Source organism: Mesorhizobium sp. M2D.F.Ca.ET.226.01.1.1, assembly GCF_004022705.2.
Lineage (GTDB): Bacteria > Pseudomonadota > Alphaproteobacteria > Rhizobiales > Rhizobiaceae > Mesorhizobium.
Genome location: NZ_RZOY02000005.1, coordinates 400,869 through 426,469, shown reverse-complemented (window position 1 = coordinate 426,469; position 25,601 = coordinate 400,869). Strand labels below are relative to the sequence as shown.

The window sequence follows — 25,601 nt, the reverse complement described above, 5'->3', positions numbered from 1 at the left end:
TGCTGGCAGCCGCTGGCATCGCCGGCGGATGCCACGCGGCGATCAGACGCGTTCGCCGTTCTTCACGCGATAGCTCGGCTTGTACATCGTCACCAGTTCCTCGGCCGCGGTCGGATGCACGGCCATGGTGCGGTCGAAATCATCCTTGGTTAGCCCCGCCTTCAACGGGATGCCGAGAAGCTGTGCCATCTCGCCGGCATCCGGCCCCAATATATGGGCGCCGAGCACCTTCCTCGTCGAGCCGTCGACCACCAGCTTCATCAGCATCTTTTCGTCGCGGCCGGACAGCGTATGCCGCATCGGGCGGAAGGATGCTCGATAGATCTCGACGTCGGAGAAGCGCTTGACCGCGTCGTCTTCCGACAGGCCAACCGTGCCGATCTCCGGCTGCGAGAATACCGCCGTCGGAATAGTGTCGTGGTCCGGCGCGGTCGGGTTGTTCTTGAAGGCGGTCTCGATGAAGCACATCGCCTCGTGGATCGCGACCGGCGTCAGTTGCACGCGATGGGTGACATCGCCGATCGCCCAGATGTTGTCGAGGTTGGTGCGCGAATATTGGTCGACCACGATCGCGCCCGTCTTGCTCAGTTCGATGCCGACGCCTTCCAGGCCCATATTCTCGGTATTGGGGATACGCCCGATCGCCAGCATCACCTGGTCGACCGTCAGCGTCTGGCCGGAGGACAGCAGCACGTCGAGCCTGCCCTCGGGGGTCTTGCGCACCCATTCCGAAACCGCGGGGCAGAGGATTTTGATCCCCTTCTTCTCCATCGTCTCGTGCAGCGAGCGGCGCAGATCCATGTCGAAACGGCTGAGGATTTCCTGACCGCGGTAGACCAGCGTGGTGTCGACGCCCAGGCCATGGAAAATGTTCGCGAATTCGACGGCGATATAGCCGCCGCCCTCGATCATGATCGCCTTCGGCAATTGCTTGAGATCGAAGGCCTCGTTGGAGAAGATGCAGTATTCGTGCCCCGACAGTGCCGGATGCGGCGCCGGTCGTCCGCCGGTGGCGATCAGGATCTGGTCGGCGCTGACGGTGCGGTCCTCGGCTTGCAGATAGATGTGGTGCGGATCGACCAGAACGGCGCGCGAGTGAAACGTCTCGCCGCCCGCGCCTTCGACGTTGCGCTTGTAGATCGCCTCGAGCCGCGCGATCTCCTTGTCCTTGTTGGCGACCAGCGTCGGCCAGTCGAAGCTTGCCTCGGGCACCGTCCAGCCATAGCCGGCGGCATCGACAAAATGTTCGGGAAATTGCGAGGCGTAGACATAGAGCTTCTTCGGCACGCAGCCGCGGATGACGCAGGTGCCGCCATATCGGTATTCCTCCGCGATGGCGATGCGCTTGCCGAGAGCCGCCGCCACCCGGGCCGCCCTTACTCCGCCCGAGCCGCCGCCGATGACGAACAGATCATAGTCATAACCGGCCATCGCGATGGGCTCCTGCGGATGAGAAAGACGGGTCACAGGTAGGCTGCAAAAAGGCAAAAGAAAAGCCCGGGCAAACCCGGGCTTTGTGGTCCAGCGTCGACCGGCCGATTTGAAGCCGATCAGTTCGCCGAATTGTCGGCGGGAGCCGAGCCATCGGCCGGCGCCGAACCGTCGGCGGGCGCGGTGGCATCCGGAGCCGGCGCTGCCGGCGCCGCGGCCTTGGCGGCGGCGGCAAGCGTCTCGCCGACCTGCTGGGCCAGATCACGGGCAACGCCGTTCTGCCAGATGTCGGCGGCCTTCACGAGGTCGCGCGTCACCGCGGGGCCGCTGTCCAGCAGCTTCTTGCCGGCATCGGAACTGTAGAAGGTTGCGATATCGTTGAGGTCTTTCTCGGAGAACACCTTGGCATAGGCAAGCGCTGCCTCCTTTTCGAGGTCGGCGCGCCGTGACGCCAAGCCAAGCGCCTTCTCGGTCACGGTCTTGCCGATCAGCTCCTGCATGTCGGGGTTCTTCTGGATGAGCTGCGACTCCAGCGCGGCAGCCGCCTGCGGCAGGATGTTGTCGAACGAGTCCGTGGCATGGATCGCGGCGACAGCCGCGCGCGCGGCCTTCAGGTGCGATTCGCTGACATCCTGCGCAAACACCGGCGCGGACAGCGCAAGGACGGCCGAGGCCGCCAGAAACATCGAAAGGCGGCGAACCCGCTTATGCAACATCATGGTCGATAGAACTCCCTGGTTTTCGGGCGGCATGGACGGTTTGGATGCCGTCGCCGCCGGCGATGATGGCCGTTGACGCCAGCCCGATGAAAAGACCGTGCTCGACAACGCCTGGAATGGCGAAGAGAGCATTCGAAAGCGCTCTTGTATCCGGAATGCGGCCAAAAGATGCATCGAGGATAAAGTGGCCGCCGTCTGTAACAAATGGCTGGCCCTGCGTCATCCTCAATGTAACCGGGCCGGAAAGGCCGAGGCCGGTAGCGGCCGCGCCAATCGCGATCTCGGTGGCGCGCAGACCGAATTTGTTGACCTCGATCGGCAGCGGGAAGCGGCCGAGGGTCTCAACCATCTTGGATTTGTCGGCGATAACGATCATGCGCTGGGAAGCCGCGGCGACGATCTTTTCGCGCAGCAGCGCGCCGCCGCCGCCCTTGATCAGGGTCAGATCAGGATCGACCTCGTCAGCGCCGTCGATGGTGAGGTCGAGTTCGGGCGTCTCTTCCAGCGTCGACAGCGGCACGCCGAGCTCGCGGCAGAGTGCCGCGGTGCGCTCCGAGGTCGGCACGCCGATGACCTTGAGGCCGGTCGCGACCTTCTCGGCCAGCAGCCGCACGAACTCTTCGGCCGTGGTGCCGGTGCCGATGCCGAGCCGCATGCCGTCGCCGACATGGGCAAGCGCTGCCCGCGCGGCTTCGACCTTCAACTGCCTTGCATCCATGCGGAGCCTCGATTTCGCCGGTTTCGCGCGCCTCCTAGCATTTTTGCCTGTCCCGTCAAAGGCCATCAAAAGGCTCGGCTGTGGACCGATCGAGGCTTCTTGCTTGAACCCGGCCCAGCCTGTATCGGCTGCGGCAACTCAACCGTTGCAGGACCGCCCATGACCCGCCCGATCATCGTTTTTGACCTCGACGGGACGCTGGTCGACACCGCGCCAGACCTGCTCGACAGCCTCAATCACAGCCTTGCGGCAAGCGATCTCGCCGCGGTCGACGAAGCCGGCTTCAGGCGCTTCGTCGGCCATGGCGGCCGCGTCATGATCGAACGCGCGCATACCGCGCAAAACAAGGCGCTGGTGGCCGAAGAGCATGACCGGCTGCTTCAGCTGTTCCTCGACCATTACACGCTGAACATCCCCGGCAAGTCGCGCCCGTACCCCGGCGTGATCGCGGCGCTCGAACGCTTTCAGGCCGCCGGCTATCTGATGGCGGTCTGCACCAACAAATACGAGGCCAATTCCGTGGCGCTGATCGGCGCGCTCGGCCTGTCGAAATATTTTGCCGCGATCTGCGGCCAGGACACGTTCGCGTTCCGCAAGCCCGACCCGCGCCACCTCACCGAGACGATACTGCTGGCCGGCGGCGATCCGGAAAACGCTTTGATGGTCGGCGATTCGCAAACCGACATAGACACCGCCAAGGCGGCTGGCATTCCGGTGGTCGCAGTCGATTTCGGCTATACCGACCGCCATGTGCGCGAATTCGAACCGACCCTGGTGATCTCGCATTTCGACACGCTGACGCCGGACCTTGCCGAGCGGCTAATCGCGGCGGCGCGCTGAACCCGTAGGCACATCCAGCTGGATTTTGCGAATCTTGTCAGGTCATCCAGCCTTTTCAGAAGGTTGGATGGTGGGCGATGCAGGGATTGAACCTGCGACCCCACCCGTGTGAAGGGTGTGCTCTCCCGCTGAGCTAATCGCCCGCTCGTTGCCCGAAGGCCGAAGCGAGCCGCGATATAAGGGAGGCAGGCTCTCGAAGTCAAGGCGATCTGCCGACGATCTTCCAAGGCCGCCAAACGTCAATCGCACAGCGTGCTAGATCAGCCCTCGCCTCACATTCATGCCTGTCACGGCCGTCATCAGAACGGCGCCGGTCATGAAATAGAGCGTGGCGATGATGTGGCCTTGGTGGAAATGCAGTCCAGCAAACAACAAGGCGGTGACCACGGCAAGGAAGGCGATGACGCGGGAGAAGGCATCGGGCATGAGGCGACCTGTCAAAACGAAAATGGATGGCCGCCCTCATTCAGCCGCTCGCTCCATAAATCGGTTTTCAGTTTTCCGCAATCGGCCCGGCGAAGTCGGCGCTTCTCAAGCCAAGTCCACTTCAACCCACAATCCGCCCGGTCCGCGTGCCGGATCGCGCGGCGCGCTGCGCACCGCCTGGACGGAGCCGGACGGCGAAGCAAAGGCGGGTTTCCCGTTCTTTTCGGCCAGCCACGGATCGTCGGCGCGGATGACGCGGCCCTTGGTCTTTGTCTCGAGCGCGGTCAGGATGCCGTCATAGGGCATCTCGCCCCAGTGCACTTTCACCGCATCGGCCTTGTTGGTGGGGATGAAGGCCGACAAGTCACCACTCGTCAGTAGGTCAAAACCCTGCTTCTGCGGGGTGGCGTTCTGACTGCCATGATGGGCGACCTTGAGATAGACGGTGCGCGCCAGAAGATCGGCTGAGGTGACGGTGCCCTGCCCCACCTGCCATTTCAGGTCCTTCCAGCTCAGCCAGTTGCCGATCTGGGCGTCGCCCGGGAACAGGAACACCCGGCCGCTGTCGATGAATTCGAAGGCAAGCACCAGGCTGGTGTTGTTGACGCCGCGATCGAGTTGCATGGCGAGGTCGGCGGCGATCCCCATCCAGTCGGCGTCGATACGCCGCCAGGACTGATCCGGACTTTCCTGCGGCGCGATATGCGCGATCGGCTCCGAATAGTGCTTGCGGACATACTCGACAGCCGAGTCGTCGGCCTCTCCACTCAAAGCCACAGAGAGCGGGGTGCCAATGCTGTGCTCGAAAGGGCTGAGTTCATCGATAAAGCCAGGGTCGCTTGTCTTGTTTGACTCAAGGCCGCTAGCCAAGGCCCGGGTGAACGGGCCGCCGCTCGCCAGCGGGAACATGGCACCGGCCTGCTCTTCCAGCCGCAACGCCGCCTTGTCGCGCGGCGGGCCGAGCACGTAGATCTGGAGGCCGGGCAGTTGCGGAATCGACGTCGGTGGCCCGCCGGGTTCGAAATAGCGTGGCGCTTTTGCGCACAGTTTCGCCGCCGCGTCGCGAGCCGAGCGCACGCGCTGGCCTGCGGCGCCGAATTGAAAGCCCAGCACGGCCTGCAATCCGTCACGCACCCTTTCCATATACGGGTTGAGGCCTTGCATCCCCTCGAGCTGCTGCCCAGCGCCTTGCAGGGCGGCCAGCGCCTGGCCCTTGAACTTGTCCAGTTCCACCGCCTCCGCATCGGCAGGATTCTCCGTCCAGGCCATCCACACTTCGCCGATCGTGAAGGTCTTGAACAGATCATTCGCGGTCAGGAACCCCGAGACATGATCCCAATGTTCATGGGTGACGACGAGGATATCGATGATGCCCCCTGTCTCCATCTTGAGATTCGTAACGATATCGCCAACGAGTGCCGGGCCACCCGTGATCGATACATGGATGCCGCAATCAATCAGGATGCGAAAAGGTTGGCCCTCCGGAGTCTTGAAGGTCAGCAAATGGCAGTCGCCAATGCCCTGGCAGTAATGGCGCACGGTGAGTGGTGCCTGTCTGGACGCGGAAGCGGTTGCCGCCTTGGCTTTGGCGCGTGTCGCTGGCTTTCTAGACATGGTCGTCGTCTCCGTCGTTGGCGTGCAGCATCGCGAACGGTTCGGACGTCTCGCCGCCGAAGTAGAGCGCCCTGAGTGGTGAAAGATAATTCGCCGTCACGGTCGCGGTCTGCCGCTTCCGCCGATCCGCGCTTCCAGTGTTCTTGATGATTGCGTAGCGGATTTCCTCATGCCCTTTGCGCGGATCGATGATGATCGTCGCGCCACCCCGGAACCAGAAGAATTCGTCGCCTTTTTTTGCCACCCCTTTGAGCAGCAGCGCGCCGTCAAGACCAACAGGAACCCGCTGTTGAACGGCGGCAATCACCTCGATGCGGAACGAACCGTCGGGCGCCACGCGTCGGGTAGGGCGAACACCGTAGATGTCGAACGTCGTCTCGCCGTTCCTTGCTTCGTGCTTCATCATACCGTCTTCGTCATAGCGCGGCAGGTCGCAAAGCAGGCCGAATTGCTCGAGGCGGTCCGGATGCCCGATGAAAGCATCCCGCATCGACTTCCAGAGGGCAAAGCGGTTCGTTTCATTGAGCTCGAAAATCTTCGAACGCTTCAGTTCCTGATCCCAGCTGAGATCGATTCCGCGAAGGCATTTCTTCAGCCAGTCGGGCGAGGAATCGACATTGACCGGCGCGCTCCACGCCAGCGTCTCCTCGGAGATGGTGCGCACGTCGCGCGGTAGAAGCTTCAACTTGCGAAATGATTCGATGAACGCCAGGCGATAATGCAGCGGATCGTCAGGATAGGCGTCGCGATCGGCAGTGATCAGGGCGCGTAGATACTCTCCGAAGGTGATGTCCACCGCTGGACAATAGTCGAGCGCGCGGATGCACATGGTGAGCATCTGTTTCGCGATTTTCGTCGTTTCGTCGGTGAGGCGGTCGACAAGGCCGGGATGCAGCACGCCTGCCGGCAGAACGCCGGTTCCTCCGGTGGCCAGCTGGATCAGATCCTCGGTGCGTCGCGTAACGATAGCCTCGAACGCCTTGTAGACCGCGAACACCAGGATCGACCCACGGTCATGCGCTTCGAAGGTCGTATAGTAGTCGAGATTGCCGGACAGGTCGGCGCCGCTATATTCGCGCAGTGGTCCGGCCATCCCGCTGCCCTCGCCGAACTGCCTGGCGATACCCGACAGCAGCGACGCCGCCGACAGGGTTCCCTTTGCCTTGCCGATGGTGAAGCTGACCAGTTCCTTGAGCGTGAAGTGCTGGAAAAGCGCGACAATGTCGGCAAATGCCTCATGAAAGGCCGGCACGTCGGCGTTCGACGCTTCCTGAAAGTGGCGATACAGCCCGTCGAGCAGCGCATGCGACATCTCATGCGCGACGATGTCGTTGGACAGACAGGAAAACACCGTCGTACCGGGTGTGGTGACATCGCCATCCTTGCCCGTTGCCGGAAAGTAGCCGAACAGCAGTGCCTTCTTTTCCGGGCTGTAGTAGGCATTCTCGGCGCGCAGCGCGTGCGGGTAGATGCGAAGGCGCGGTACATAATAGGCCTTTGTCTCCATTCCGCCCAAGCGACCGGGATGATCGGCGTAATGCGACGCCCAAAGCGCGCGCCGGCCGAGCGCCCGTTCGAAATGGCCGATCGTCGTCATGGCGACCGCATAGACCATTTGTTGGTGGAACTTCGGATTACCCTCGGAGGGCGTCAGCCCGTCCTGGGCCAGCAACTGCTTGTCGTTGAGGTCGACTGGGTCGTAGAACCTATCCGACGCCGGATCGACGTCGATCACCTCCAGATATTCGCCGATCGGCCCGGGCCGCAGCGCTGCCTCGGTCAACGGCTTGTCGTCCCAGGGCACGGAAAGCGTCGCCTGGTAGACGGAAACCGAATCCAGTTGCTTGGCGATGGACGGATCGAGCGCATAGATGCGCAGACGGCGCTGTGGCGGTGGCGGCAGTCGCGGCTTGCGTTTGACAACCGGCCTGGGGGTCGAGATGAGCGCGGCAGCAACCGCTGTCGCGCCTGGCCGCCCGAGCCAGTCTTCCAGGAACGCCCTCAGCGGCTTTGACGGATTGCCCTGATCGAGCGCCGCCTCGAGGTAGCGGTTGCGCGCCGCGGTCGAGACTTTGTCTGGATCGGCATCCGGGTCGGCGATCGCCTGTTCGATGGCAACCGTGTGCTGCGCCATCTGCGTCAGTTCAAGCGCGAACATCATTCGCTGCCGAAGCGTCGCCGGCGGCGGTGCCACCAACGAATTGCCGCCGGTCAAGAGGTCCAGCCAGCTCCATGTGTAGGTGGCCGCAGGGAGCTTGGTCAGGCTTGCCGCCACCGGCGGCTGGAAATCCAGCGCGTCGAGAGCACGCAGCACGCCCTGCCCGATCTTCTCCTTTGTCTCCGCCGCATTCATTTTGGCGGTCGATTTCAAGGCCTTGGCGAACAGCGCCTTGCGCACCGCCTCGATGCGCATCCACGGCTGAGGATAGGTCTTCACCACGTCCCAATGCTCGGCGAGCCACAGAGCGGCAGCGGCGGCGACCTGCGGGGTCGCGGCGGAGGTGCCGCTGCCGTCCATGTCGACCACCTTACGGCAATCGATCTCGGCCCAGGGGACGTTCGGCGTGTAGGCCCCAAGCGCCGTGGCCATCTTCGAGGCCGGCCCGTAATTGCCCTGCATGGTGCCAAGAGCGAGACCCGAATAGGCGCGACCGTCGCCCATCACGCCGCAGGCGGCCAGCACCCGGTTGTAGCGCGCGGGGTAGACGATGCTGCTGGGCGTGACGGTAAAATTGTTGCCCGCCGCGGTGACCATGACCACTCCGTGCTCATAGGCAAGGTTGACGGCGTCCACCAGCGCCTGCGAGGCCAGCCCACCCATGCTCATCGACAACACCTGCGCACCCTGCTGGCGCGCATAGTCGATGCCTTGCACCATGGTGCCGGTGGTCAGCCGCACCACCCAGTCGGCGATCCGCACCGGCAGGATTTTCGCCAGCGGCGCCCCGCCGACGAAATCGCTGAAGCCCGGCCAGTGCGGCGAGGTCCCGTCGAGCTTATTGCCGGCAAGCAGGCTGAGCGTGCCGGTGCCGTGGCCGCGGTTGCTGGTCAGCGTGCCGGCCGGAGCATGGTCGGTCGCATTGTTCGGACCGGTTCCATCGTCGACGAAATTGCGCTGCTGCGCTGTGAGAAGCCCGGAAGGAAGGGTCTGGTGGCCGGGATCGAAACCAGTGTCGAGATGAGCAATGGTGATGTTGGCCAGCTTGGCGCCGACCCTTTCGCGCGCGGCCTTGAACTGGCTGAAGTCCGGCGCGGCATTCCATGCGACCCGACCCGATATCGTCGCCTGCCCACCGCTCGGATCCTGTTCGTCAAAAGTGCATGCCGGAGCCGCGCTTGCCGCCATGCCGCGATCGCCACCGCTATCCTTGTAATCCCACTGCTGCAGGATATCGGGCTCGATCGCGAGCACTTCGGCGCCCGCGGCCGCCAGCGCGGGGGTCTGCGCGACGATGTCGTGGGCGTGATCCCAGGGATTGTCTGAAGCGGCGGCATCCGCGGCCAGCCGCAACCAGGTGGCGCCACGGTCCGCTGCCGCGGCCGGACTTGCGCCGATGCCTGGCGGGAGAGAAAGAATCGGCTCGGCTTCGATCCCCCCGATCCGGGGTGATCCGCCTCGCACCGAGAGCCCTGCGCCGTCGCCACGAACCTTGACAAGGAGTCCCTTCGCGACTGCCATGGCGATGCCCCTCCCCCTACAGAACCATGGCGCCGACCGTTCGCTCCAGTCAAGCCAGGGCTCCGGCCATGCTTCGACTGATCTCTTTGCCGACTAGGCAATCATGCCGAAGTCTTTCGAAGCAAAGAGCCATCGAGGCATGAACCACAAATTTCTAAGATAACAATCGCTCTGCCCGGCCCGCATATCTGTGAGTGCCTTCACATACGCCAAGCCGGATTTGCGCGCAGATATGGCAACGGCGGCGCCAACGGCCTGAGCTGATCTACAGTGTCCGACGACGGCTTCCGGACTGCAATGGATGCGGTTTTCAAGAAGGAATTTGATCACCTAGCCATTTTCAGATTTGCTGTCTGCGCGTATGGGCACCTCCCACCCAGCGCGCGGACGGCGTTCTCGACGGATCGGCCCGTAACCGCCAGTGCGCCCGGTCTCCTGATAGTTTGCCGGCTCGCCCGATTTCGACGCGACAGGCGTGACATTTGAACCTCCGTCACCCGCCCGCCGAACTCGGTCAGCCACCACAGAAGGAGACGACACTTTGATCGAGCACGCACTTGTCATACAATTTCCGCTCAACGAGAGGCGGAATCGTATCATGGCTACAAACGGCGCGGACGACAGGAACCTGCCGCGCCTGGCGCGCATTGATCCGCGCCAGTTCGATCTGCTGTTCGGCGGCTGCAAGCTGGAGCGCTATGCCGCCGGCCAGCACCTGTTCGTCCAGGAGGATGCCTCCGACCGCATCTATGGCGTCATGAGCGGCACCGTCGAGATTTCGATCTATTCGCCGGGCGGGCAGAAGCTGGTGGCCAATATCGAGCTGTCGCGCAGCCTTGTCGGCGAGATCGGCGCGCTCGACGGTCGCCCGCGCACCGCAACCGCCATCTGCCTCACGGCATGCGAGCTGGTTTCGCTGAGCCGCACACAACTCTTTGACCGTATTGAGAAAAACCCGCCTCTTGCGCGTGCGATGATCGAATTGCTGTGCGCTCGGCTGCGCTGGGTCAGCGGCGAGTTGGGCGACCAGGCCTTTTTCGGCATCGAGGCCCGGCTGGCGAAGCGGCTGGTGTTCCTGAGCAGCGTCATGGCTGACTCCGCCGGATGGATTCCGATTTCGCAATCGGAGCTCGGTGAGTTCCTCGGGGCGACGCGCGAATCGGTCAACAAGACGCTCAACGACTGGCGCAACCGGCAAATGATCGCCATCAAGCGCGGCGGGCTGCGCATCATCAATGCAGCCGCGCTGAACCACATCGCCGACTCGCAGGATGACGACTGAACTATCAAGCTCGGCGACTTCGCCGTAGCTAAGCTCGGCGACTCGCCGTGCCTAACCTCGGCGACTTCGCCGCAGCTTCCCGCCGCAATTGCCCTGAAACAGCAGTGCGGCCCATCTTTCTCCAAACGACGGACCGCTTTCGAGCGGCTCCCGCTCAGAGCCGCGAGATCAGGTAGCGCAGCGCCGAGCGGCTCGGCATGAAGAAATAACCGCCGCCCCTGGTCGTGACGAACTGCGGTATGTCCTTGATCACGGTCACCTTTTCCCACGACGGGATAGAAAACCGGCCACCGCTCTTGCGCGAGCCGATCGTCGGATCCTTCTCGTCGACAAGCCCTTGGAACGAGCTCGACGAGACCCAGGTCTGCTGGATGAACTCGTACTGGCGCTCGATGTCAGCGTTGAGGCACATGAACAGCAGGCCTTTCTCGGTCCTGCCGCCCTTCTCCTTCTTCTCATAGGTGCGGCCGACGCGCAGGATGCGGTGGCGTTTGCCGATCCTGATCTGCGTTTCGCGATCCTCGCCGAGCGAATCGCGTGGGTTCGAGCGGCGGATATGTGAGCCGAGCGGACACGCATGCCCTTGCGGGTCTTCCGCGCCGAGCGCGAAATCATTATCGGCGCCGCGACCTGGGCGGCCGTTCGGATTGCGCACCAGCGAGCTGCCGTCCTGCCAGCGGCCGAGCATTTTCGCCGCGATCCAGCGCGGGGTGATGGCCGGGTCGCCCGTTTCGCCGGCGGCCTGCATGGCGGCCTTGCGGCAAAAATCGTCGAACAATTCGACATGCTGCTCGAACTGGCGCACGACCAGGAACGAGCCATTGCGGCCGAAGTCGCGCGGCGGTGGCGGCTGCCCCGGGACTTGGCGGTTACGCCGCACCTGCGACAGGATGCCGGTGCGGTCCTGCGCCGCCTTGACCGAGGGGGATGCCGGATAGAAGCCATGCTCGTCGCGATAGCCGAACAGGAACTCGCCAGGCGCCACCAGATGCATCGGGGCCGCACCTCTGTTGGCGCGTGCCGTGCCTCTGACGATCGGTTGCGAGACGCCATCGACGAAACCGAAATGCTCATACGCGCGAAGGCGTCCCGGCTTGCCATGGCTCGTGCCATCGCCGTTCTTTCCAGGCTCGTCAGCGGCCGCGCCATCCTTTTTCGGCTCCCGCTTGACGATGAGCGGCAGCTCGGCAACCAGCGACATTCCCGCGCCCGCCGTCTGTCGCTTCACTGCGGCGACCTCGGTTTTCAGCGTGGCCGGCGCCTCGGCATAACAGACGATGATGGCATCAACCCGCGTGTCGGGTGCGCCCCACTGCCATGTCGATGGGCCATCGCGACCGGTATCGTCGAGGATGCGGCTGCGCTCCGGGGTGCCCATGCCTTGGCGGAAGGCCACCGGAAACGTGTCGAGCGGGTTGTCGTCGACACCGCCTTCCAGCCCGAGGCGGCGCAGGCCGCAGGGGCCGAAAGCCACGGTCATGGCTCGCCCGGCGGGCACGCCGTCGCCGAAACTTGTCTTGCCCATCACGAAGTCCAGCCACGCCTTGCGCTTGGTTGCCGGCAAGCCTTCCGGCACCTGGACCGCAAGCATATGCGCATGACCGAGCGCGCCGAACGGCCCGAAGAAGATTGACTGGATTTCTCCGGATTCCAGCTCTTCGATAGGGGTGGGTGTGGGCACGGCCGGGCCGGCCGCATCCTCCGGTCGCGCCTGAGGGCGCGGCAAGGAGCCGAACAGGCTCAGCCAATCGCGAGCCTCGTTGCCGGTGGCGGACGCAATGCCGCGCCTGATCCGCGAATTGATGCGAATGCGCGCGGTGTTGAGATGCGGATAGGCCGAGTACCAGAAAAGCGTCGGCACTTGCTGGCGCCTCGCCCAGCGCTTGAAGCGGTCACCGTCGCGCGCACCGTCGAGGAATAGCCAGCGCGTGCGCGGATAACCCACTGTATTGCTCCAAACCCCGGTCAGGCCTTCGGATGCCTTGGCGATGAAGTCTTCCAGGTAGCTTTCCCAGCTGCCGCCATAGTTGGAGAAGAACACCAGCCTGTCGGTACCGGGCAAAAGTACCCATCGGGCGAAATGAATGGTGTTGATGTTGGCGAGAAAACCCGGCTTGAACACTTTCTGCGCCGCAATCGAGATCAGGTAGAAGGAAAACCTGAGCGCCAGCCGCCGCAAGATGCCCGCCTTCATCGTCGAGATCGCCGTCAGATGGTTTTGGGCGGCGAGGTCCTCGCGGGCAAGAATCCTGTCCAGATCCTTTGGCGCGATCGAAGTGTTTTCCGGCTGGTCGTTGTCATCGAGGCGCTGCAACGCCCGCAGGCCCAGAAGCGCCAGCAGCGCCGCGAAAATCAGCAATCCGGCCAAGGCCAGCACGAGCGAGGTTACGGCCACGGCAACACCGGTAAGCGTGACGTGGCTTAGATCGACGGGCCTGCCGAACACCAGATGATAGGTCATATACCAGGAAGCAGCCAGAATGATTGCAACCGTCGCGAAAACCGGCGGCACCAGCAGCGTCGTCGTGAAAGCGCGCTTCCAATTGCCGGGCGGCCTTTCCAGGAGGCTTTCAGCGGGCTCGAACGCCCAGTTGAACTGCCCGAGGCACCTGACATGCTGACGCGCTTCGGCAAGCACGTCCGGGGCATTGCCAGTGCCGGCGCGCGGTTTCTCAGCGATCTCGCGCACGCTGTCGGCAAGCTTGGCCTCCGCGAGGATGCGGCGCACGGAATGTCCGGGCGTGCCGGCGAAAACCAATCCGGCGGTGCTGCCGAAGGAAGGCGATATCTCGATGTTGTGCTTCTTGAGGAAGTCCTCCAGGGTCCCGCCGTCGGGCAGACCGCACACATCCCTGAAGATCGGCCGCAACCGCTGGCCGATCGCCTGCGCGATGGCGGCAATGACGTCATCGGCGCTGCCGTCACCGGAGATTTCGAGCACCAGCGCACCGGACTCAAGACCGGATTTCTCGTCCTTGCCGGTGGCGGCAACGGCCAGGCTGGTGAAATGGATGGTGCCGACCTTGTCGAGCGCCTCGCGGATCTCGCCGGCAGGCGGATTGCCGAGGTCCTCGATCTTGCCGCGCACGACATCGAGCGGCATCGAGCGGGTAATCGGACAGACCACCGTCACCATCGACTGGTCGGTGGTGCGACAAAGCGCGGAGCGTTCGAAATCGACCTTGAGGTTCGCCGGATAGGCGCCGACATCGACCATCTTGCCGGTCCTGCCCCGGGCGCGGGCAAGCTTCGGCTTGCTGAACAGCGCGCGAACGCATTCGCCGATCTGGGTGCGGGCAATCTCGGCGCCGATGCACAGATGGATGCCGTAACCGAAAACCATGTAGTCGCGATGCGGGCGCGACGTATCGAACTCGTTCGGCCGCTGCACGATCTCCGGATCGAACATGGCTGAAAGCGTCGCAGGCATCACCACCGTTCCCGCCTTCACCAGGCGCTCGCGACGTGTGCCCTTGCCGATCACTGCGTCACGCCTGGTATAGCGCCAGGGCCCGATCCAGATCGGCTTGAAGCGCATGGCTTCCATGATTGCCCGATCGAGCTTGCCGGTATCGCCCGCGGCGATGGCCTCATCCACCGCCTGCCGCGCATCGGTTCGCGACAGGATGACGTCCAAGCAATTGCCGCCGGCGAGCACATTGGTCGGCACGAAGCCGGCGACCATGCCCAGCATGATGGAATGAATGTCGGGCAGCGATAGACGCCCCTGGTCCATCAGCGCGACCAGGCGGGCCAGCGGCCGGTCGTCCTTGCCTGTCCGTTCCCTGATGGCGGCGATCGAACGGTCTATGACTTTGATCAGCCGGTCTCCGGCGACCACGGCAAGCTGGCGCGTGGTGGGGTTTGCCGTCGGATCGGAAAAGAACAGCGCGCTGAGCGCGATCGACCAATCGGCGAACTCGGTTTCATCGTCGATCTCGAGGCCGAAATAATCGCGGCAGATGCGCACCGGGACGATCTTCATCAATCCGGCGATGGCATCGAAGCCCGGACTGGCGCGGGTCATGATGTCGCGCGAATGGCGCTCGGCGATCGGCCTGACGGCGGCTTCGACTTCCGCCGGCGGGAACGCGCTCAGCACCGCCGATTTCATCTGCCGGTATGCAGCGCCGTCCTGCATGCCGAGGATGAAATTCGAGCCTCGGGCCAGCTCGGCCATTTCCGGCCCGTAGGGCGTCTCGAACTCATCGCCGCGCTCCAATATGTCGCGAACATCCGCGCCCTTGGTGACGAGCAGAAAGTTACCGAAGCCGACATTCGGCTTGAAACGGCGCAGCAGCGCCAGCAGCCAGCGCGGATCGCCGAGAAACAGGCCGGCAATACGTGAAGCAATGCCGCTCTTGGAACGCAGGCGATTGATGTCGAACGGCGGCATGTCGGCGACCGGGCGCTGGCTTTTCTGTGCGGCCAGGACAGCGGCGAAGTACTTCAATGTGATCATGCGCGTTCGAGCCCCCCGGCTGTCCACGTCAATACAATGCCGGCATCTATCTGGCCTAGGTTTGCATTGGTGCGGCGTATGTGAATTCGTTCACAGTCACTTGTTGTCTACCCTGGCGATCACGCGAGAGACTTGGCCCGATCGAAATTGGCGATCAGGAAATTGTTCCGGGACGGGTCGACGAACGGTATCCAGCGTATTCTCTGCTCGGAAAAATCGGGATGCCTGGTCATGAAAATGGCAAGCTCGTGCGCCGCCTCGTCGCGCCGGCCGCTTTTCATCAGCGCGCCTATCTTCAGGAACCTGGCGTAAAAATAGCTCGGTGACAGGTTGAGCGAGCGCTCCGCGGTGGCGATCGCGGCCGGCCAGTCCTCGACGAAGCAATAAGCCGCGGCTAGTTCCCCCAGATTGTGGAAGCGATAGAGGTCGAACGGGCTCAACCGCTCGGTATCGAGAAAGAACGGTATCGCGCTGGTCGCATCGCCAAGCAAAAGATGCGCGCTGCCCATCGCCGAGCGGGCGAAAGCGAAGCTCGGATTGATGTGGATTGCCTCGGCAAGGTGCTCGGCCGCCTGCGCCGGCAGGCCGCGCATGATGTCGGCCGCGCCGAGATAGGCATGCGGGCGGGCATCGAGGCTGTCCATCAGAAGCGCCTTGCGCGCCAGCGTCTCTACCTTTTCCAGATCGTCGCTGTCGCCGAAACGCAGCCATGCCCGCCAGAAGTACCACCATGCGAGCTCGTTCAGCACGGCGCTTGAATTCGGGTCGTCGCGATAGCCCTTGTCGAAGAAGTCGAGGGCGATTTCGGTATCGCGCCGCGTGCGCCTGTTCATGTGCCAGCGGCCGCGCCTGACCAGTTGCCAGGTCTCGAGGCTTTCCCACGGGACCTGGAAGGTGCGCGCCTGCTCGGCGCGATCGACCTCCTTGTCGAGGATGGAAACGATCTCGCTGCCGATCTGGTCGCGCAGGCTGAAGATGTCGACCAGGTCGCGGTCGAAGCGCTGCGACCAGACCAGGCGCCCGTTCGAGGTGTCGGTGAGCGACGCGTTGAGGCGGATCTGCCTGTCCGAGCGCGCCAACGTGCCGCTGACGATGTAGCGCGCGCCAAGCGCGTTGCCGATGAGCTTGGTGCCCAGGCTGTCGTCGCGAAACTGGAAACTGGAACCCTTGGCGATGACCGATAGCCAGCGCGTATTGGAAAGACCGTAGATGATGTCCTCGGCGATACCGTCCGCCATATAGCCGGCGTCGGGTTCGCTTCCGTTGCCCTGGAACGGCAGCACCGCGATTGCCGGGGGCCCCTTGGGGACCGGCCTGTAATGGCCGGGCGCGCTAGGGATCGAAGCGAAGGAAGCAGCAGCGGCCGGTCCGTTGCCGCCGCGGCCGGCGATCAGGACATGCACCGGCAGGGCGATGTTCTTCAGGCTGAACTCGCCGAGATCGGTGAAAACCGCTGCCGTCTTGTCCCTCACATGGTGCCATGTCGTCGCCGAGATCGCGACACCGTCATGCGGCGCGAATTCCTGCAGCCGGGCGGCGATATTGACGTCGTCGCCATAAAGACGGCCTTCGCGCACAATGACGTCGCCGGTGTTGATCCCGGCGCGAAACGGCATGCGCATATCCTCGGCGACCGCGGCATTCAGCGCCGCGATCCGCGCTTGAAAATCGAAGGCCGCCCGCAAGGCTTCGATCGGATTGCCGAACTCGGCCATGATGCTGTCACCCGCATCGCCGAAGGTGCGCCCGCCAAAGGCGCCGCAGCTGCCGGCGATGATGTCGCGCCTCTCCTCGAAGGCGGCGACAGCCAACTCGTCGTCGATGCCCATCAGTCGAGAGAATCCAACGGCGTCGATTGAAATGATTGTCGCAAGCTGACGGGTATAATTCCGTTCAGCCATGATCGAGCCCCCAGTCCCCGCTTCCAAATCAGAACAGGCGGCTAGCGCTCGAAAAAACACGTCGCCGGCCGCCGACGGAAATCCTCGGCGGGCCCGGCGCACTGTTGCCACCCTGTTATGACCAGAATTCTATCAGGGTCTTGCCGAAAGCTCTACCACGAACAGCTAATATGACGAACTCTCCGTCCGGCGCATGGTTAGCCATCCGTTACATCAAAGAACTCATCCGCATCCCACCGCTACTCATTGAAATCACGGAATCTTTCGCCGCCAGGCGGTACAGGCGAGGCCGCTGCCGCGTCAAAATCGGCCGCATCGAGGCAACGCCTCAAAACGTTATTTTAGCGCTTCGGAACCAACCAGCCCGTGTGCGAGTTTCTGACGGCACTTAGGTCGGCTCGAGATCTGGCGCCGATACGAGATCTGGCCAATACGAGATTTGAGGGCTCTCATGCGCACTGTTGTTCTAGCAACCAGTATCGCGGCCATCCTCGCCGGCGGACCGGCATTGGCGGCGGACGATCAGCCAATGCCGCCGCAAAATGCCAAGAAACTCTCGGAAATCGTTGCCAAGGTCGAGCACCGCACCGATTTCCGTTATGTGAAGGAAGTCGACTGGGATAGCGACGGCTACACCATCACCTATTACACGACCGACAAGGCCAAGGTCCAAATCACCTACGACCCCGTGACCGGCGAGCCCAAATAGGGCCGCATTCGCTTTGCCTGCCCGCCATTCCGTCGGGCTTGCATCCGGCATAAACTTGTTCTTCGAAAACGCCAGGCGGAGGACAATATGCGGCTTCATATCTGGACAACTGCCGTGTTTGTGGCCGCATCGATGGCTGGACCGTCCGGCCTGGCGCGTGCGGACGGCCCGTCCTTCGATTGCCGCAAGGCGCAACTGCCGGCCGAGAAGGCGATCTGCGCCGACCCGCAAATGTCGGCCATCGATGCTTTGGTCACCAAGGCCTATAGCGGTTTCGAGCCGGCCTTCGGTGGCGACAAGCGCAAGATCGCCAGGGGACTGGTCGCCGACAGGAATGCCTGCAGGACCGACGCGGCCTGCATCGTCAGCGCGCAGAACAATGCGCTGCAGACCTACGGCAATGCGCCGTCATGGGTGCAGGACTACAACATCGCGCTGATTGGCAAGAAGGCGCTCGACCTCGCGGCAAAGACGCCGCAGCCGACTGATCAGCCCCTGCCCGCGTCGATCGGCAAATGCGGTTTCACCCACATCAAGGCGCTGACCACGAGGCTGGGCGACGACCCGCTGGAAGCCGCCCCCCCGGAAGCCGGCAGCGCGGCCAGCTTTGCCAATGGCGGCACGGCGGTTTCCTATGACCGCGAGCCGGGACTGGCGAGTTCCAAGGTTGGCGATCCGGTCGTCATGTGCCTGATCGTGATCCCGCGCGATTGTCCGAAAGACGATGTGCGCGGCAAGGTCTACTACGCCGTCGACCTCGCCAACAAAGGCACATGGGCGCTGCCCGACTCCCAGCATCTGTGTGGCGGCGCTTGAGGCCTGAAGCATGTCTCCCGAAAGTGGGAACCGGTTTCAGGATGGAGCGAATCTGAAAGATCGCGACGCGCTTTGGCACACGCGCGCTTGGGCCAGGTGCGACCCGCTGACCTTGCATCCACACAACTTTGGTGGCTGACTGCCCGTCATGATTGCGGGCACGGGGGTGCATGGCAATGATCGGTTACGTCCTGAAGCGCATCCTGATGGTGCTCGTCGGCTATCTGGTCGCGGTGCTGGTCGGCTTGATCGCGGTGGTGGTGATCTACGCGGTATTGAGCTCGCTGCCCAACGCGCCAGCTTACTTCGGGCTTATGGAATTCACGCCCATTGCCGTTCTGGTGGTGCCGCCGCTCGGCATGTTCGTCTACTTCCTGACGATCATCCTGACGGGAGCGCAGACGCTGGTCTTCGCCTTGATCGCCGAGTTCTTTTCGTTGCGGAGCTTCTGGCTGCACATGCTGTTCGGCGCCGCTGCAGCGACCGGAGGCTTCATGCTGATCTGGCCAGACGCGACCGACGATCCGGAGCGCTGGGCCGACATGGGTATCATCGGCGGCGCGGGCCTGGTGGCCGGCCTGATCTACTGGCTGATCGCCGGACGCGACGCAGGCTTCCGCCAGCCGCTCATCAAGGCAATTCCAGGAAAAGTGTGAGCGGTTTGGCTCGGCGGCTTCGCCTTAGCCCTCCTTTCAGAAATGCTTGAAATAACCAGCTCAGCTGGACGGCGTGCGCACCGCTTCGGTCGCGTCGAGCGCCTGCATCAGTTTTGAATCGCGGTCATAGACGTCGTCGAAATATGCTACCTTGCCGGACAAGTCCGGCCATGCCGTGAAATAGGCGACATAGACCGGAATGACGCGCGTGACATTTTCGGTCGAATGGCCGTGCTTCAGTTTCTCGGCGACATCGTCGACGGTGGTGCCGAGCACCGCGGCCGCCATGCCGCGCGGATCCTGCAGCCGAATGCAGCCATGGCTGAGCGCCCGCATGTCGCGCGCGAAGAACGACTTCTGCGGCGTGTCATGCATGTAGATCGCGTGCTTGTTTGGGAAGAGGATCTTCAACTCGCCCAGCGCGTTGGCCTCGCTTGGCTGCTGCCGCACGCTGAACGGGATCTTGGAGCCGTAGGCGCCCCAGTCCACCTCCGACGACGGGATCTGCCTGCCGCGCGAATCCGTCACCTCATAGCCGGCCCGGTCTAGATAGCCCGGATCGCTGCGCAGTCTCGGCAGCATCTCGTTGACGATGATCGACTGCGGCACGCCCCAATAAGGGTGGAAGTCGACCTGCTTGATCTGGTTGTAGAAGAACGCGGTCTGGTTGGTGACCCGACCGATGACGACGCGGGTCTTCAGCTTCTCCTCGCCATTGTCGATATAGCTGGAGGTGAAGGCGGGCTGGTTGATGAAGACGCGCGGGCTGCCTAGATCGGACGGCATCCAGCGCAGCTCCTCGAGCGCCACCTTGACCTTCCCGATCCTGTCGGCCTTCGACGAGCCGACAAACAATGCCACCGTGCGCGGGCCGATAACGCCGTCGCCCTTCATGCCGGCACGCTGCTGCACCGCCTTGATCACCGGCACCAGCTCAGGCTCGTAGAGCTCGCTCTTGCCCAGCCTGGCGAGCACTTCGCCATAGTTGCCGCCCATCTCATCGTTGAGATTGCGGGAAATCAGCGTCAACAATTTAGGCAGTTCCGGGCTACTCTCGCCAGGTTTCAGCCGCAGCTTCGGATCGACGACGATTTCGTTTTCCTCGCTGGCTTCGAGCGCCTCCAGCTCGACGCGCAGCGCCTGGTACTCGGCGTTCTGCGGATGCCGCGATTCGAGATAGGTGCGGACTTCCTGAGTGTGCGCCAGCGTCTTCAGCGCGCCTTCCAGATCGAATGGCTTGGCGGGAAAATCATAATAGCCCGTCATCCGGTTGGGATCGACGCGGCCGCTCTGGGCGTCCTGCGCATAGCGCAGCACGCGCGCCGACAGCGCCATTTCGAAGCGGACCAGTTCCTTGGTCCGGTCTTGCGGTGTGGCGGAAGCCACGGCGGCCGGAATATCGACGGAATAGTCGGCGGGCGTCAGGCCATAGCTCGCTGCCTCGCCAAGCACCCGCACGGCATCCTGCGCCCTGCTGTTGGGCGCGTTGTCGCTCACCCAGATGAAATCCGGATTGGCCGAATAATAGGCGATCAGCGCCTTGGCGACGTCGGGTTCGGCGAAAAGCTCGTAGTCGCTCAAGCCGGAAACTGCATCGCGAAACGCAGTGGCCGTCACAGACGGCATGAAGACGGCATCCTGCGCCGTCGCCGGTGGCGGTGCCGGCAACAGCGACTTGAAGTCGACGCGAACGAGCTTATCGGCCCTGTAGGTATTGTAGGTCGGGCTGCTGATCCTGGCGCCGCCACCCTCGCCGTCCAGCGTGCCTGGCCGTATTTTGCGCTGCTTTGGAGGCGGTGGAAATTCGCCTTGTGGGTTGTGCCGGATGCCGCCGCCGAACAACATGTCGAACAGCCCTTGCGCATTCGCCGGTTGCTGCCCGAAGGCAAGCGTCGCCGCGATCGCGATCGGCGCGAGGGCCTTTTTGTTTCCGAAAATTTTCATGCTTCACCCGCACCGGTTGTGACCGGTTCCCGTTCCGCGCCGCTGGACGGTCCCGCCCTCCGCATGGCGGATGTATGACGTGACTATACTGATTCATACCGTTTTCGTTAAGCTTCCATAAATTTTCGAAGCCGTGTTGCAGAACAGTTTCACATCATTGTGAGACCCGAAGCAGCGATCGCCCCGGCCTCGAAAACAATCAGACGTTGGCGGCGCCCTCGCCTGATCCACGTGACAAACGCAAGGCTTTGTGGTCGAAATTTCGGCGGCCGCAGCAACCGTGGCCTGGAGGGTCTGCCGTGAAGAAAGGGTATCGCCAGCTTCTCGACGAGGCGAATGCCGAGATCGAGGTCGTGTCGCCGGAGGAGGCCGCGGGATTTTTGGAGGACGACGACACGATCTTCGTCGACCTGCGCGACCCCCGCGAGGTCGAGCGCGACGGCAATATCCCTGGAGCCAAGCATGTGACGCGCGGCATGCTGGAATTCTGGATCGATCCCGAAAGCCCCTACCACAAGCCGTTCTTCGCCTCAGGCAAGACCTTCGTCTTCTTCTGCGCCGGCGGCTGGCGCTCGGCTTTAGCCACCAAGACCGCGCAGGACATGGGCTTGACACCGGTCAAGCACATCCTTGGCGGCTACACTGCGTGGAAAGCGGCCGGGCTACCCGTAGAGCCGGGGCGGAAAAAGAAGACAGATTAGAAGCTACTCAGTGCAGTGTCGTTTCGTGCTGCCCGGTCACGAAACCCACCGCGCGCGCAACGACATCCTTGTCGGCGAGGATACGGCGGTGGCCGAGCCCTTCGGCCCAATGCAGATGGACATGCCCGCCGGCGCCCGCGTAACGTTTTGCGTGGTCTGCATGCACCTCGCGATCGTCCGGCGCGTGGATGATCAGCGTCGGCACCGGCGCCTCCGCAAGTTGGCGATCGCCGGTGAATTCGCTCAGCGGCCGGCCCGACAGATGTTTCACCCGATCCGCCATGGCGACGCGGGAACGCGGCCCAACATTCATCATGTCGCTGAAATCATCGAAGATCGCCGGCATCGAGCTCGGCGCTGCGATCAGCACCAGATTTTGCGCCTTAAGCGGTGGCATGCCCTTGACCGAAGCCGCGACGGCATTGGCGGCAATCGCGCCGCCGAAGGAGTGGCCGACGACGGCGGCAAAGGGGCCGAACCATTCGCCGGCAACACGCGCCGCATCCACCGCATTCACCATGTTGAGATGGCGGCCGAGCGAATGACCGTGTCCGGGCAGGTCGAGCGAGACGACCTTGTATCCGGCGCCACGAAACCCTTCGATCAAAGCGCGCATATATTCGGTGCGCGAACGCCAGCCATGGATGACGAGCACCGTGCCCCGCGATTCCCTGCCCGGTTCTGGCCGGAATTCGTGCACGGCCACGCAATCCGTCCTGGTCTTCAGCCGGTGGCGGCGCGCCTCGGCCATGAAGGCTGAAGCCCGTTCGACGGCCCGACGCTCGCCGTCACTCAAGGATTTGGCATTGGGTGTGCGGCAAAACAATTCGAACGCGGCACGGCCGCTGAGACGCGGCGCGACATGCTCGGCCGCGCCGAAAACGCCCCGGATGACCTTCATTCCAAATGATGCCATATTGGCAGTCCATCCATTCGTTCAAGCATGAACATAATAGTTCAAACATGAACATTAAGCAAGAGCTGCCCTGGGACAACCCGCGTTTTCGCAACTGGGTGGCGGTGGCGCGCGCCTGCCATGTGCTGGAGCGCACGCTTGCCGTGAAGCTGGCGCCGCTCGACCTCAAGCCGGCGCAGCTCGACGTGCTGATGAACCTCTACCGCCATCCCGGCATGTCGCAGCACGACCTTGCCCGCAAGCTTCTGGTCGGCCGCTCCAACATCACCATGCTCTTGCCGCAACTCGAGGGGCGCGGCCTGCTGCGCCGCGAAGGCGACGAGAAGGACAAGCGCGTGCTGCGGCTGAACCTCACCGAGGCCGGCGAAGCGCTGCTGATGAAGGCGCTGAAAGTTCATATGGCGCTGATCGAGAAGGCGATGAGCCAGTCGACGCCGGAACAATGCGACATGATCGGCGAGCAGATGCGCAAGATCGCCGACGTGCTGAAGGAAGCCTGAACCGGCTTCCCGATCACCACATCGTCTTCTTCGCCCGCTCCGGCCATTCCTGGTCGTACTTCTGGCCGTCGATGTTCCTGTGGCTGGTGACCTCGAGGATCTGGCCGGGCGTCGGCAGCGACTTCGGGTCGACATGCCTGGCCGGATTCCAGAGATCAGAGCGCACGATGGCGCGGGCGCATTGGAAATAGACCGTGTCGACATCGATGACGGTGACCGAGCGGGCCGGCTTGCCGTCGACCATGAAGGACGCGCAAAGCTCGGCATCGGTGGTGATATGCGCGAGGCCGTTGACGCGCAGCGTCGTGCCCGAGCCCGGCACAAGAAAGAGCAGCCCGACGCGTGGATCGCGAATGATGTTCTTCAGCGAATCGGCACGGTTGTTGCCGCGCCTGTCCGGCATCATCAGCGTCTTCTCGTCGACGAGGCGCACGAAGCCGGCGAGATCGCCGCGCGGCGAGCAGTCGAGCCCGTCCGGTCCGCTGGTCGCCAGCGCCACGAAGGGCGAGGCCTCGATAAAAGCGGCATATTCGGGAATCACATGGTCGAGTTCCTTGACGATCGAGGCCTCGCCCGGCAGCCCGTAGAGGGTCTCTAGCTGTTCGACGGATGTAATGCGCGACATCTTCTTCGCCTCCTGACCTTTTGCCGGCGCTACTCCATGTCCATGACGCCTTGACGACAGCCGGTTGCCGAAATTGGATCGCCACGCCAGGCTAGCGATCCCGGCTCAGTCCCTTCTCGGCCAACTCGGCAAGATAGGCGTTCCAGCGCTCGTCCTTTTCGTGGCCGAGCGTGTGCAGGTAGGTCCAGGTGAAGATGCCGGTGTCATGGAAATCGTCGAAGGTGATGCGCACCGCATAATTGCCGACCGGATCGATCTTGAGGATCGTGACATTGCGCTTGCCGGGCACCGTCACCCGCTGCTCCGGCGAATGGCCCTGCACCTCCGCCGATGGCGAGGCCACGCGCAGGAGTTCCGCAGGAAGCTCGAAGGGCTGATGACCCGGAAAGGTCACGGTCAGCAGCTTGCGGTCCTTTGAGACCCTGAGTTCCTTCGGCGCGGTCATGATAGGTCCCGTTTTGGATTTCGCCCTTCCCTACGCCGCTTCGCGCGATGCGCAAAGCCATTTGAGGACTGCCGACATTCGATGTCGGTCGGGGAATGTTACCAAAGATCAAGACCTTCTATCTTGAATGCGGCATTGGATCGTATCACATAGCTGCATATAACGACGCCGCTCAGGCTACGGGAAACGCTTGCGAATGGACATGATCGACCCCCTTGGTCGTAACATGATCGACCCTTTCGGTCGCGCGATCAGCTATCTGCGCGTGTCGGTCACGGACCGCTGCGATTTCCGCTGCACCTATTGCATGGCCGAGGACATGACCTTCCTGCCGAAGAAGGACCTGCTGTCGCTCGAGGAGCTTGACCGGCTCTGCACCGTCTTCATCGAAAAAGGCGTGAAGAAGCTCAGACTGACTGGCGGCGAGCCGCTGGTGCGCAAGAACATCATGCATCTGGTGCGCCAGCTGTCGCGGCATCTGGAAAGTGGCGCGCTGGAGGAGCTGACGCTGACCACCAACGGCTCGCAGCTGTCGCGCTTCGCCACCGAGCTCGCCGACTGCGGCGTCAAGCGCATCAATGTTTCGCTCGATACGCTCGATGCCGAAAAATTCCACCAGATCACGCGCTGGGGCAATCTCGGCAAGGTGATGGAAGGCATCGATGCCGCGCAGAAGGCCGGGCTGAAGGTCAAGCTCAACGCGGTCGCGCTGCGTGACTTCAACGATGCCGAGATCCCCGAACTGATGCGCTGGGCGCATGGCCGCGGCATGGACCTCACCCTCATCGAAACGATGCCGATGGGCGAGATCGAGGCTGACCGCACCGACCAGTATCTGCCGTTGTCGCTGCTGCGCGCCTCGCTGGGACGCCAGTTCACGCTCACCGACATTCCTTACAAGACCGGCGGCCCTGCCCGCTATGTCCATGTCGCCGAGACCGGCGGCCGGCTCGGCTTCATCACACCGATGACGCATAATTTTTGCGAAAGCTGCAACCGCGTTCGCCTGACCTGCACCGGCACGCTCTATATGTGCCTTGGCCAGGAGGACGCCGCGGACCTCCGGGCGCCGTTGCGCGCCTCCGAGGGTAACGAGCTGCTCGACGCGGCGATCGACGAGGCCATCGGCCGCAAGCCGAAGGGCCATGATTTCATCATCGACCGCCGCACCAGCCGCCCGTCGGTGTCACGGCATATGAGCGTCACCGGCGGCTGAT

Annotated in this window: 20 protein-coding genes and 1 tRNA gene; 8 read left to right on the top strand and 13 right to left on the bottom strand. The window is 63.1% G+C overall.

The window, feature by feature from the left end:
• Nucleotides 1-42 precede the first annotated feature (42 nt).
• The 3 genes from gor to rpiA all read right to left on the bottom strand — a co-directional run bounded on the left by gor (nucleotide 43) and on the right by rpiA (nucleotide 2,868).
• On the bottom strand, nucleotides 43-1,431 hold the full coding sequence (gene gor, locus EN869_RS14700) for a glutathione-disulfide reductase (RefSeq protein WP_127226491.1): 1,389 nt from the start codon (nucleotides 1,429-1,431) through the stop codon (nucleotides 43-45).
• 119 nt (nucleotides 1,432-1,550) lie between these two features.
• Nucleotides 1,551-2,150, bottom strand: coding sequence for a DUF2059 domain-containing protein (locus EN869_RS14695; RefSeq protein WP_127226490.1), 600 nt, complete (start codon nucleotides 2,148-2,150; stop codon nucleotides 1,551-1,553).
• The gene (gene rpiA, locus EN869_RS14690; RefSeq protein ID WP_127226489.1) at nucleotides 2,137-2,868 is read right to left on the bottom strand and encodes a ribose-5-phosphate isomerase RpiA; all 732 of its coding nucleotides are present in this window, start codon (nucleotides 2,866-2,868) and stop codon (nucleotides 2,137-2,139) included. Before rpiA ends, EN869_RS14695 begins: the two co-directional genes overlap by 14 nt.
• Before the next feature lie 159 nt (nucleotides 2,869-3,027).
• On the opposite strand from rpiA, the gene EN869_RS14685 reads away from it, so the two are divergent.
• Nucleotides 3,028-3,708 carry a phosphoglycolate phosphatase gene (locus EN869_RS14685; protein ID WP_127226488.1) on the top strand — a complete coding sequence of 227 codons (681 nt, stop codon included), beginning with the start codon at nucleotides 3,028-3,030 and terminating at the stop codon, nucleotides 3,706-3,708.
• A gap of 68 nt (nucleotides 3,709-3,776) precedes the next feature.
• Here the strand turns inward: EN869_RS14685 and EN869_RS14680 are convergent.
• From EN869_RS14680 to EN869_RS14670, 4 genes are all read right to left on the bottom strand, one after another.
• Nucleotides 3,777-3,851 (bottom strand) — tRNA-Val (locus EN869_RS14680).
• Between the two features lie 112 nt (nucleotides 3,852-3,963).
• On the bottom strand, nucleotides 3,964-4,134 hold the full coding sequence (locus tag EN869_RS34400; protein WP_167498570.1) for a hypothetical protein: 171 nt from the start codon (nucleotides 4,132-4,134) through the stop codon (nucleotides 3,964-3,966).
• Between the two features lie 105 nt (nucleotides 4,135-4,239).
• Entirely contained in the window at nucleotides 4,240-5,637 is a 1,398-nt protein-coding gene (locus tag EN869_RS14675) for a hypothetical protein (RefSeq protein WP_127226487.1), read from the bottom strand.
• A gap of 103 nt (nucleotides 5,638-5,740) precedes the next feature.
• Nucleotides 5,741-9,427: a S8 family serine peptidase gene (locus EN869_RS14670; RefSeq protein WP_127226486.1), complete on the bottom strand. Its 3,687-nt coding sequence runs from the start codon at nucleotides 9,425-9,427 to the stop codon at nucleotides 5,741-5,743.
• Nucleotides 9,428-10,025: 598 nt separating this feature from the next.
• On the opposite strand from EN869_RS14670, the gene EN869_RS14665 reads away from it, so the two are divergent.
• Nucleotides 10,026-10,709, top strand: coding sequence for a Crp/Fnr family transcriptional regulator (locus tag EN869_RS14665; protein ID WP_127226485.1), 684 nt, complete (start codon nucleotides 10,026-10,028; stop codon nucleotides 10,707-10,709).
• Between the two features lie 154 nt (nucleotides 10,710-10,863).
• Here the strand turns inward: EN869_RS14665 and EN869_RS14660 are convergent, their stop codons facing one another.
• On the bottom strand, nucleotides 10,864-15,171 hold the full coding sequence (locus EN869_RS14660) for a cytochrome P450 (RefSeq protein ID WP_127226484.1): 4,308 nt from the start codon (nucleotides 15,169-15,171) through the stop codon (nucleotides 10,864-10,866).
• A gap of 119 nt (nucleotides 15,172-15,290) precedes the next feature.
• On the bottom strand, nucleotides 15,291-17,072 hold the full coding sequence (locus tag EN869_RS14655) for an adenylate/guanylate cyclase domain-containing protein (RefSeq protein ID WP_127226483.1): 1,782 nt from the start codon (nucleotides 17,070-17,072) through the stop codon (nucleotides 15,291-15,293).
• 451 nt (nucleotides 17,073-17,523) lie between these two features.
• Here EN869_RS14655 and EN869_RS14650 point away from each other — a divergent pair, with 451 nt between their 5' ends.
• The 3 genes from EN869_RS14650 to EN869_RS14640 all read left to right on the top strand — a co-directional run bounded on the left by EN869_RS14650 (nucleotide 17,524) and on the right by EN869_RS14640 (nucleotide 19,253).
• Nucleotides 17,524-17,781: a PepSY domain-containing protein gene (locus EN869_RS14650; RefSeq protein ID WP_127226482.1), complete on the top strand. Its 258-nt coding sequence runs from the start codon at nucleotides 17,524-17,526 to the stop codon at nucleotides 17,779-17,781.
• An 87-nt stretch (nucleotides 17,782-17,868) separates the two neighbouring features.
• Nucleotides 17,869-18,597, top strand: a complete 729-nt coding sequence (locus tag EN869_RS14645; protein ID WP_245489419.1) for a lysozyme inhibitor LprI family protein — start codon at nucleotides 17,869-17,871, stop codon at nucleotides 18,595-18,597.
• Between the two features lie 170 nt (nucleotides 18,598-18,767).
• Nucleotides 18,768-19,253 carry a hypothetical protein gene (locus EN869_RS14640; RefSeq protein ID WP_127226481.1) on the top strand — a complete coding sequence of 162 codons (486 nt, stop codon included), beginning with the start codon at nucleotides 18,768-18,770 and terminating at the stop codon, nucleotides 19,251-19,253.
• A gap of 60 nt (nucleotides 19,254-19,313) precedes the next feature.
• Here the strand turns inward: EN869_RS14640 and EN869_RS14635 are convergent, their stop codons facing one another.
• The gene (locus EN869_RS14635; RefSeq protein ID WP_127226480.1) at nucleotides 19,314-21,197 is read right to left on the bottom strand and encodes a murein L,D-transpeptidase; all 1,884 of its coding nucleotides are present in this window, start codon (nucleotides 21,195-21,197) and stop codon (nucleotides 19,314-19,316) included.
• A 299-nt stretch (nucleotides 21,198-21,496) separates the two neighbouring features.
• Between EN869_RS14635 and EN869_RS14630 the strand changes: the two genes are divergently transcribed.
• A complete protein-coding gene (locus EN869_RS14630; RefSeq protein ID WP_127226479.1) occupies nucleotides 21,497-21,898 on the top strand; it encodes a rhodanese-like domain-containing protein in 402 nt (133 codons plus the stop codon).
• Nucleotides 21,899-21,905: 7 nt separating this feature from the next.
• Here the strand turns inward: EN869_RS14630 and EN869_RS14625 are convergent, their stop codons facing one another.
• Complete coding sequence (locus tag EN869_RS14625; protein WP_127226478.1) at nucleotides 21,906-22,814, bottom strand: alpha/beta hydrolase; 909 nt, start codon at nucleotides 22,812-22,814, stop codon at nucleotides 21,906-21,908.
• Nucleotides 22,815-22,861: 47 nt separating this feature from the next.
• Here EN869_RS14625 and EN869_RS14620 point away from each other — a divergent pair, with 47 nt between their 5' ends.
• Nucleotides 22,862-23,314 carry a MarR family transcriptional regulator gene (locus EN869_RS14620; RefSeq protein ID WP_042642392.1) on the top strand — a complete coding sequence of 151 codons (453 nt, stop codon included), beginning with the start codon at nucleotides 22,862-22,864 and terminating at the stop codon, nucleotides 23,312-23,314.
• A gap of 13 nt (nucleotides 23,315-23,327) precedes the next feature.
• On the opposite strand, the gene EN869_RS14615 is transcribed toward EN869_RS14620, so the two are convergent.
• Both EN869_RS14615 and EN869_RS14610 read right to left on the bottom strand, forming a co-directional pair.
• The gene (locus tag EN869_RS14615; protein ID WP_127226477.1) at nucleotides 23,328-23,939 is read right to left on the bottom strand and encodes a pyridoxamine 5'-phosphate oxidase family protein; all 612 of its coding nucleotides are present in this window, start codon (nucleotides 23,937-23,939) and stop codon (nucleotides 23,328-23,330) included.
• A gap of 91 nt (nucleotides 23,940-24,030) precedes the next feature.
• The gene (locus EN869_RS14610; RefSeq protein WP_127226476.1) at nucleotides 24,031-24,384 is read right to left on the bottom strand and encodes a DUF971 domain-containing protein; all 354 of its coding nucleotides are present in this window, start codon (nucleotides 24,382-24,384) and stop codon (nucleotides 24,031-24,033) included.
• 202 nt (nucleotides 24,385-24,586) lie between these two features.
• On the opposite strand from EN869_RS14610, the gene moaA reads away from it, so the two are divergent.
• Complete coding sequence (moaA, locus tag EN869_RS14605) at nucleotides 24,587-25,600, top strand: GTP 3',8-cyclase MoaA (protein WP_127226558.1); 1,014 nt, start codon at nucleotides 24,587-24,589, stop codon at nucleotides 25,598-25,600.
• Nucleotide 25,601 lies beyond the last annotated feature (1 nt).